The sequence below is a fragment of the Micrococcus sp. HMSC31B01 genome (genome assembly GCF_001816085.1).
Classification (GTDB): Bacteria; Actinomycetota; Actinomycetes; order Actinomycetales; family Micrococcaceae; genus Micrococcus; species Micrococcus luteus.
In genome coordinates this window covers 10,377-18,546 of sequence record NZ_KV825129.1, presented here as the reverse complement: position 1 = coordinate 18,546, position 8,170 = coordinate 10,377, and the positions used below count along the sequence as shown (strand labels likewise).

The following is an 8,170-nucleotide window of genomic DNA, read 5'->3' as shown; positions in this document are numbered from 1 at the left end:
GCAAGAACCTCATGACCCACAACAGCTAGAGCGGCAGCCGCCCGTACGTTTCGGGCGATCCCTGGGGCCCGCGGGGGCGCCCACCTGGACACCCAGTTTTCACGCCGACCGGATCCCGCCCGATATGCGAAGAGTTCCCCGCGCGTCAGGTGGCATCTGCGCTGCATCTCGACGACAAAGGCCCTTGCCCCCCGATCCGCGTCGTGACACAGTTCACCCCATGATGCAGCAGCAGTGACCCCGTGGGTCCGACGACCCACCACCGGCCCTCCCCGCGCGCCCGTCTCGAGCACGGCTCGACGGGTGCCTCTGCGCCCACCCCTTTCTGCAGAAAGCAGTCACCGCATGCCTGACATCATCGAATTCCCCCTGCCCGCCTCGCCGGACGACCCCCGCTGGCGGGCCTACTGCCAGCTCGGCGACGAGTACAACCACGAGCTGATCGGCACGACCGAGTGGGATGAGACCCCCACGGATGCGCTCATCCAGGCCGCCGCCGAGACCGACCACACGCAGCGCCGCTACCTGGCGTACGTCGACGGCGATGCGGTCGGCTACGCCCGCGTCCTGATCAACCACGTCGACGACCCTGACGCGGCCGCCCTCAACGTCTACGTCCACCCGCGGCACCGCGGACGCGGCCACGGCCGCGCACTGGCCGAGCGGCTCGTCCAGGACACCGCCGGCCTCACCCGTTTCGAGACCTGGCCGCTGACGCCGCGGCCGGTGGCCGGGCAACGGACGCTCACCCCGCCCAACGGCGCCGGCGCGGTGCCCGCCGAACATCCGGGTGTGCGTCTCGCCCAGTCCTACGGCTTCGCGCTCGCCCAGATCGAGCGGGTGAGCCGGTATGACTTCGCCGATCCGGGGATCGACCCCGCCGCCGCCCTGGCCGAGGCCGAACGCGTCTCGTCGGACTACGAGCTCCACGCCTGGGAGGGCGCGGCCGACGCGTCCCTGCAGGACGACCTCGCCGTCCTCAAGGCCCGCATGGCCACGGACGTCCCGTCCGGGGAACGCACCGTGGTGGAGCAGGTCTGGGATGCGGCCCGCGTGCGTCGCATGGACGAGCAGATCCTGACGACCGGGCGGCTCTTCCGCGCGGTGGCGCGGCACCGCGCCACCGGTCGGGTCGTCGCCCTGAGCGAGCTGGTGGCGCCCCGTTCGCGCCCGGACGGGCTGATCGACCAGTGGGACACCATCGTGCTGCCCGAGCACCGCGGCCACCGCCTCGGCATGCGTGTGAAGGCGGCGAACCTCATCGCCGTGCGCGACGAGCTGCCCGAGGCCCGCGCGATCATCACGTGGAACGCCGAGGAGAACCGGCACATGCTCGACGTCAACGAGGCGTTGGGCTTCCGGCCTGTGTTGGCCGAGGCATCCATGGAGGCGCCGGCACCGCTGCGACGTCGCTGACGGTCCGCGACCTCGGTGCCGCCTCACCCCCGCTCGAGCGTCCGCTGGGCCGCCTCCCGCACCGCCCGCGTGAGCCGCACCAGGCGCGTCACGGGCAGCGTGGCTGCCTGCCAATACAGGGGCACGAGGACGTCGTCGAGCCCGGGCACGCGGGCCAGCCGGCCGGCGCGCACGTCCTCGACGGCCTGGGCGTCCACGAGCATGCCCCACCCCAGGCCGGCCCGGACGGACCGGTGGAACCCGTCGAACGACGGCGCCAGGTGCGTGGGCGGGGCGACGTCCAGCCCGGCGCCGCTCAGCGCGAGGCGCTGCAGGTCGTCCTTCGCGTTGTAGCGCATCATGGGCATCGCGCCGAGGTCGACGACGTCGCCCGCCGCGTGCCGCGCGAGCAGGGCGGGCGAGGCGAGCGGGACGTAGCGCATGCTCCCCAGCGGCTCCGCCGCGCACCCCTGCACAGGCTGCGGCTCCGTGGTGACGGCGGCCAGCACCTCGCCCCGGCGCAGCAGCCGGGCGCTGTGGTCCTGGTCCTCGACGTGCAGGTCGAGGACCGTGTCGTCCCAGTCGGCGGCCTCCGCCAGGACGGGCCCGAACCACGTGCCCAGCACGTCGGCGGGCACGGCCAGGGAGGTGACGCTGCGCCCGGCCGCCGTGCGGCCCAGCCCGGCCCACGCCTCCTGTTCGAGCACCCGCATGTGCCGGGCCACGCGCACCAGGCCGACGCCGGCCTCGGTCGGCTCGCAAGGTGTGCCGCGCCGGAGCAGCACCTGGCCCACCTCCCGCTCCAGGGCGCGGATGCGCTGGCTGACCGCCGAGGCGCTGACGCCGAGCTCGTACGCGGCCGCCTCGAACGAGCCCTCGTCCGCGATCGCACGCAGCGCCTGCAGCTGATCAAGGTTCATGAAGCAGAGCTTAGGCACCTGCAGTTCTCTTCGTTTGGCTCAGGCCCGGCCGGGCCCTAGCGTCCTCACCCATGTGGACCCTCGCCGGCACCGGCCTGCTCACCGGACTCGCCCTCATCGTCGCCATCGGCGCCCAGAACGCCTTCGTGCTCCGCCAGGGCGTGCGCCGGGAGCATGTGGGCGCCGTCGTGCTGGTGTGCATGGCCTCGGACGCCGTGCTGATCCTGGCCGGGACCGCCGGGGTGGGTGCGCTCGTGCAGGCCGTGCCGTGGCTGCTCGAGGTGCTGCGCTGGGGCGGCGCCCTGTACCTGCTCTGGTTCGCGGTCTCCTCCCTGCGTGTCGCGCTGCGCCCGCAGGGGCTCGTGGCCGAGCAGGCGCCGCGGACCGCGGGATCGGTCATCGCCACCACGCTCGCGCTGACCTGGCTCAACCCGCACGTCTACCTGGACACCGTGGTGCTGCTGGGCAGCCTCGCCAACCAGCACGGTCCCGACGCGCGGTGGGTCTTCGCCGCCGGCGCCGTCGCCGCCTCGGTGCTGTGGTTCACCGGGCTGGGCTACGGTGCGCGCCTGTTGGCCCGGGTGCTCGCCGACCCGAAGGCGTGGCGCGTGGTGGACGTGGTGATCGCGGTGGTCATGGCGGTGCTCGCGGTCCGGCTCATCGCCGGTTCCGGCGTGTGGGGGTGAGCAGGCAGACGCCCGAGCGCGCCTCCGGCACGAGCCACTACCCGCGCTCACCCCGGAGGCCGGCGCGAGCCTGACGCAACGCCTCGCGGTAGGACTCCGCATTCTGGTCGTAGAGCCCCGCAGACGAGGCCTCCCCGACGAGGTCGCTCAGCGAGGCGCGCCGCTCCCCACGCTTTCGCCGCTGATAGGACACGACGTCTTGGAGCCGGATGCGTCGGTGCCGACCACCGGTCGTCCTCTCGTACGGCAACGCGCCCTCCTCGAGCAGCCTCACCAGCGTGGGACGACTGATGCCGAGGAAGTTCGCCGCCTCCTGCGTCGTGAGCAGCTGGTCGACGGGCGCCACCGTGATCGCCTTGCCCACCCGCATCGCCTCGACGACGTCCCGCAGGACGTTGAAAGCCTCTGGCGGCAGGGGGACCTTCTGCCCATCAGGGCCGACCAGGGCAGCCGGCTGCGTCAGGCCGTCGAGGAACCTGCCGACGTCGAGCATCTCCTCGAGGTCCGTCGGCGGCAGCACCGTGTGCTTGTCATTCACCGTCGCAGTCATGGAACAAGACTACCCGCGAAAACGAAAAATTCGCAGTTTCCTCCCGCCTCCGCTCCCCCGCCCCGGGCGCTGCGTCAGCCGCGCGCGTAGGCGAGCGACTCCTCGATGATCCCGACGACGACGGCCAGCTCTGCCTCGTCCCGCGGACCGTAGAGCATCCACTCCGTGCCGAAGTCCGCGTAGCCATGCGGTTCGAGCCATCCGAGCTCGGCCAGACGGACGCCGCGCTCGGGCGCCAGGACGAGGTGCACTGACGTGTCGTCCACCCCATGCAGGTGCACCGGCTCCCAGCGCCGGCCTGGTGAGAGGTTGACCTCCGGGGTGCGCTCCTCCGGCCGGCCTGTCAGGTGGACGGCGCGCGACGTTGCTGGCGAGACGGTGCTGTGGCCCTCCTCGACGCCGTCGAGGGCGAACACCGCAGCGACCAGACGGCCCCACAGCTCCGGCGATGATCGCTGATCAAGCTGTCGGTGGGGCCCCTCGGTCGACGTCGCGGGACGACCGCCCGGCCGGGGATCGTCAGCGGTGAGCCGGACACGGGGGCTCGCATCAGGATCCATGCAGACGATCCAGACGGGGCCCCGCCGGCCAGGCAAGGCCACCAGGCCCCCTCACTCCCCGCCCAGCTCCTCCCGGAGGAGCCGGGCACCGGCCACGAGCGCCGCCGTCTTGTCCCGCGCCACCGAGCGAGCCAGCGGCGCCATGCCGCAGTTGGTGCTCGCGATCAGCTTGTCCGCGTCCACGAACTCGAGGGTCTCCCGGAGGGTCGCCGCGACCTCCTCGGGCGTCTCGATCTCGTCGCTCGCCACGTCGATCGCGCCGACCATCACCTTCTTGCCGCGCAGCAGGCCGATGAGCTCCGCCGGCACCCGGGAGTGGTGCCGCTCCAGGGCGATCGTGTCGATCGTGGACTCGCGCAGCAGGGGGAACGACGTCTCGTACTGGCGCCACTCCTCCCCGAGCGTGGCCTTCCAGTCGTTGTTCGCCTTGATCCCGTAGCCGTAGCAGATGTGCACGGCCGTCTCACACGTCAGGCTCTCGGCCGCACGCTCGAGCGTCGCCACGCCCCAGTCGCGGACGTCGTCGAAGAACACGTTGAACGCGGGCTCGTCGAACTGCACGACGTCGACGCCCACCGCCGCCAGCTCCCGCGCCTCCTCGTTGAGGATGCGCGCGAACTCCCACGCGAGCTTCTCGCGGCTGCCGTAGTGGCGGTCGGCGAGGGTGTCGATCATGGTCATCGGCCCGGGCAGGGTCCACTTGATGGGCCGGTCCGTCCGCGCGCGCAGGGCCTTCGCGTCGTCCACGAACACCGGCGCCGGTCGGCCCACCTCCCCGACGACGGTCGGCACGCTCGCGTCGTACCGGTCGCGGATCCGCACCGTCTCACGCCGGTCGAAGTCCACGCCGCCGAGGTGCTCGATGAACGTGGTGACGAAGTGCTGGCGGGTCTGCTCGCCGTCGCAGACGATGTCGACGCCCGCGCGCTCCTGGTCGGCCACGGCGAGGGCGAGCGCGTCGAGCTGGCCCTCGCGCAGCTGCTCCCCCTCGAGCTTCCAGGGCGACCAGAGCGTCTCCTCCTCGGCGAGCCAGCCGGGCTTCGGCAGGCTGCCGACGAGGGCGGTGGGGATCAGGGTGGTCATCGGGTCTCCTCGGTGTCTCGTGCGGCGTGGGCGGCGGCCCAGCGCTCCAGCAGGTCGCGGTGCGGGCCCACGAAGTGCTCCTGCGTGTACTCCCCCTGCTCCCGGCCGAGGCGGGCCCGCTCCTCGCGGTCGTAGGCGATCCGGGTCTGCGAGAAGTCGCCGTGGTCCAGGCGCGGCCGGTACACCTCGCCGGCCCCGGCGTTCGCGTTGTAGATCTCCGGCCGGTAGATCCGCTGGAAGGTCTCCATGGTGGCGATCAGCCCGGCCAGGGAGAGGTTCGCGTGGTCGTTGAGCAGGTCGCCCCGCGAGTAGAACGCCAGCGGCGCCACGGCCCCGCGCGGCAGGAAGCACCGGATCCCCAGGCCCATCCGGCCGAAGTAGCGGTCCGTGCGGGAGGCTTCGTCCTGGCGGTATTCGACCCCGAGCACCGGGTGCTCGTTCGTCAGCCGCCGGTAGGTGCGGCTCGTGGACACGCTGATGCAGATCACGGGCGGCTGCGGGAACCGATCCCGGTACGCCTGCGAGTCGAGCAGGTGCCGGAACAGCCGCCCGTGCAGGTCGCCGAAGCCGTCGGGCTCCTCGGTCCCCGGCGACGTCGCCGCGTGCGCGGGCAGCACCACGGAGAAGTCGTGGTCGCGGACGTAGGAGGAGAAGTTGTTCCCCACACTGCGGCCGAGCACGGCGCCCGTCGCGCGCTCGACCACCCGCACGTCGAGCATCTCCATGAGCGGGAAGTCGACGTCTGCGCCGTCGTCGGCGGTGAAGTGCACGTCGATCGAGACGATCTCGATCCGTGCCGTGTAGCGGTCCCGCTCCGGGTTGTCCCAGGGGGCGAGGTCGTTGAGGCGCCCGTCGATCATGGCCAGGGCGGCGCGCAGGTTCTCCCGCCGGTCCGCGCCGCGGGCGAGGTTCGCGAAGTTCGTGGTGGCGCGCGTGCTGGCGGCGGGCGTGTAGTCCTCGTCGAACGGCGTGGTGTGGATGCTGAACGTCAGGTCGTCCACGCGGGTGGGCACGGTGCTCGGGACAAGGGTGGCGTGGCTCATCGGGTCCTCTCCGGAGTGCGGGCGCGGGTGGTGCGGTGGTGGGCGGGACGGGGCACCGTGGACGACGACGGCGCCCCGCGGCCGGCGGCGACGCGTGCGGCGCACTCGAGGCCCGCCTCGAGGTCCGCCTGCAGGTCGGCCACGTCCTCGATGCCGACGGAGAGCCGGACCAGGTCCGTGGGGACGGCCAGGGGCGTGCCCCGCACGGAGGCGTGGGTCATCTCGGAGGAGTAGCAGAGCAGCGATTCGACCCCGCCGAGGCTGACCGAGAGCGCGAACAGCTCGGTGGCCTCGGCGAAGGCGCGGGCCGCGGCCTCTCCCCCGGCCAACCGGATGGAGACGATCCCGCCGAAGCCGTCCATCTGCCGCGCGGCGAGTGCATGGCCCGGGTGGTCGGGCAGCCCGGGGTAGAAGACCTGGGCGACCTCGGGGCGGCCCTGCAGCCAGTCCGCGAGCGCGGCGGCGTTGGCGCCGTGCCGGTCCATGCGCAGGCCGAGCGTCTTGAGGCCGCGGGCGGCGAGGTAGGAGTCCTGCGGGCCGGCGACCGCACCGGCGGCGAACTGCTGGTAGGCCACCGCCTCGGCCAGCGCCCGGCCGCGGAACTCGCGGTCGGCCACCACCACGGCGCCGCCGAGCACGTCCGAGTGCCCGCCGATGTACTTGGTGGTGGAGTGCACCACCACGTCCGCGCCGAGGTCGAGGGGCCGCTGGAGGTAGGGCGAAGCGAACGTGTTGTCCACGACCAGCAGCGCGCCGGCGTCGTGGGCGATCTGCGCCCAGGCGGCCAGGTCCGCGATGCCGAGCAGCGGGTTGGAGGGCGTCTCCACCCACAGCAGCGCGGTGCGGCCGGGACGGACGGCCGCGGCGACCGCCGTCGGGTCGGTGATGTCCACGGGGGTGTTGGACACACCCCACGGCTCGAGGACGGTGGTGATGAGGCGGTGGGTGCCGCCGTAGCCGTCGCCGCCCAGCACGATGTGGTCACCGGGGCGCAGCACGGCCCGCAGGAGGGCGTCCTCGGCGGCGAGCCCGGAGGCGAACGCGAACGCCCGGTCGCCGTGCTCGAGGGCGGCGAGCTGGGTCTCGAAGCCGTTCCGGGTCGGGTTGGAGCCGCGGCTGTACTCATGCCCGGCGCGCAGCACGTTGATGCCGTCCTGCACGAAGGTGCTGGTCTGGTAGATCGGCGGCACCACGGCGCCGGTCAGCGGGTCGGGCTCCTGCCCGGCGTGCACGGCGGTGGTGGTGAAGCCGCGGACGGCGGGACGGGACACGGAGCGGGTGGTGTGGTGGACGGCGGTCATCTCAGCGCACCTCCTGGGTGACGGCGGCGGTCTCGGGGACGGCGGGCGTGGTGGCGGGGACGGCCGGCCCGGCGGCGGTCACCACGGCTAGGGCACGGTCCAGGTCTGCGATCAGGTCGTCGGGACACTCCAGCCCGATGGAGAGCCGGACGGTGGTCTCGGCGATCCCGGCGTCCTCGCGCTGCTGCTGCGTCAGGCGACAGTGCGTCATGGTCGCCGGGTGGGAGACGAGGGACCGGGCGTCGCCGACGTTGACCACCAGCTGGAACAGCTCGAGCGCGTCGAGGAACGGGGCCACGGCCTCGGGGCCGCAGGCCAGGTCGAAGGAGAACACCGAGCCGACGCCGTCCGGGAAGTCGCGGGCGGCCAGCACCGCGCTGGGATGCCCGGCCACGCCGGGGTGGTGCACCCGCGCGACGGCGGGGTGCCCGGCCAGGTGTTCGGCCACGGCGAGGGCGGTGGCGGTGTGGCGGGCCACGCGCAGGTCGAGCGTCTCGAGCCCCTGGATGAACTGCGCCGCGCTCGCGGGGGCGAGGGTGGGGCCGAGGTCGTGCAGGAACTTGCTGCGGGCCAGCGTCAGGTAGGCGCCACGGCCGTGCCGCTCGACCAGCGTCTGCCCGCCGTAGCGGGCC

Annotated in this window: 9 protein-coding genes; 2 read left to right on the top strand and 7 right to left on the bottom strand. The window is 73.0% G+C overall.

The window, feature by feature from the left end:
- The first annotated feature begins 345 nt into the window (after nt 1-345).
- Complete coding sequence (locus HMPREF3105_RS06650) at nt 346-1,416, top strand: GNAT family N-acetyltransferase (protein WP_070709019.1); 1,071 nt, start codon at nt 346-348, stop codon at nt 1,414-1,416.
- A gap of 23 nt (nt 1,417-1,439) precedes the next feature.
- On the opposite strand, the gene HMPREF3105_RS06645 is transcribed toward HMPREF3105_RS06650, so the two are convergent.
- Nucleotides 1,440-2,315 carry an ArgP/LysG family DNA-binding transcriptional regulator gene (locus HMPREF3105_RS06645; protein ID WP_070709018.1) on the bottom strand — a complete coding sequence of 292 codons (876 nt, stop codon included), beginning with the start codon at nt 2,313-2,315 and terminating at the stop codon, nt 1,440-1,442.
- Between the two features lie 71 nt (nt 2,316-2,386).
- Here HMPREF3105_RS06645 and lysE point away from each other — a divergent pair, with 71 nt between their 5' ends.
- Nucleotides 2,387-3,001, top strand: coding sequence for an L-lysine exporter (gene lysE, locus HMPREF3105_RS06640; protein WP_070709017.1), 615 nt, complete (start codon nt 2,387-2,389; stop codon nt 2,999-3,001).
- Nucleotides 3,002-3,038: 37 nt separating this feature from the next.
- Here lysE and HMPREF3105_RS06635 read toward each other — a convergent pair whose 3' ends face one another.
- The 6 genes from HMPREF3105_RS06635 to HMPREF3105_RS13525 form a co-directional block, all read right to left on the bottom strand.
- Entirely contained in the window at nt 3,039-3,551 is a 513-nt protein-coding gene (locus HMPREF3105_RS06635; protein WP_049145677.1) for a helix-turn-helix domain-containing protein, read from the bottom strand.
- A 74-nt stretch (nt 3,552-3,625) separates the two neighbouring features.
- Nucleotides 3,626-3,967 (bottom strand): luciferase domain-containing protein, encoded by a 342-nt coding sequence (locus HMPREF3105_RS06630; RefSeq protein WP_010080039.1) that lies wholly within the window; start codon nt 3,965-3,967, stop codon nt 3,626-3,628.
- 195 nt (nt 3,968-4,162) lie between these two features.
- The gene (locus HMPREF3105_RS06625; protein WP_036339515.1) at nt 4,163-5,194 is read right to left on the bottom strand and encodes a methionine synthase; all 1,032 of its coding nucleotides are present in this window, start codon (nt 5,192-5,194) and stop codon (nt 4,163-4,165) included.
- Entirely contained in the window at nt 5,191-6,237 is a 1,047-nt protein-coding gene (locus tag HMPREF3105_RS06620; RefSeq protein WP_012751106.1) for a DUF1852 domain-containing protein, read from the bottom strand. The genes HMPREF3105_RS06625 and HMPREF3105_RS06620 overlap by 4 nt, the downstream gene beginning before the upstream one ends.
- A complete protein-coding gene (locus tag HMPREF3105_RS06615; protein ID WP_036339517.1) occupies nt 6,234-7,538 on the bottom strand; it encodes a cystathionine gamma-synthase in 1,305 nt (434 codons plus the stop codon). Before HMPREF3105_RS06615 ends, HMPREF3105_RS06620 begins: the two co-directional genes overlap by 4 nt.
- A 1-nt stretch (nt 7,539) precedes the next feature.
- Nucleotides 7,540-8,170: PLP-dependent transferase (locus HMPREF3105_RS13525; protein WP_246830345.1), on the bottom strand; the 631-nt coding region annotated here is incomplete at its 5' end.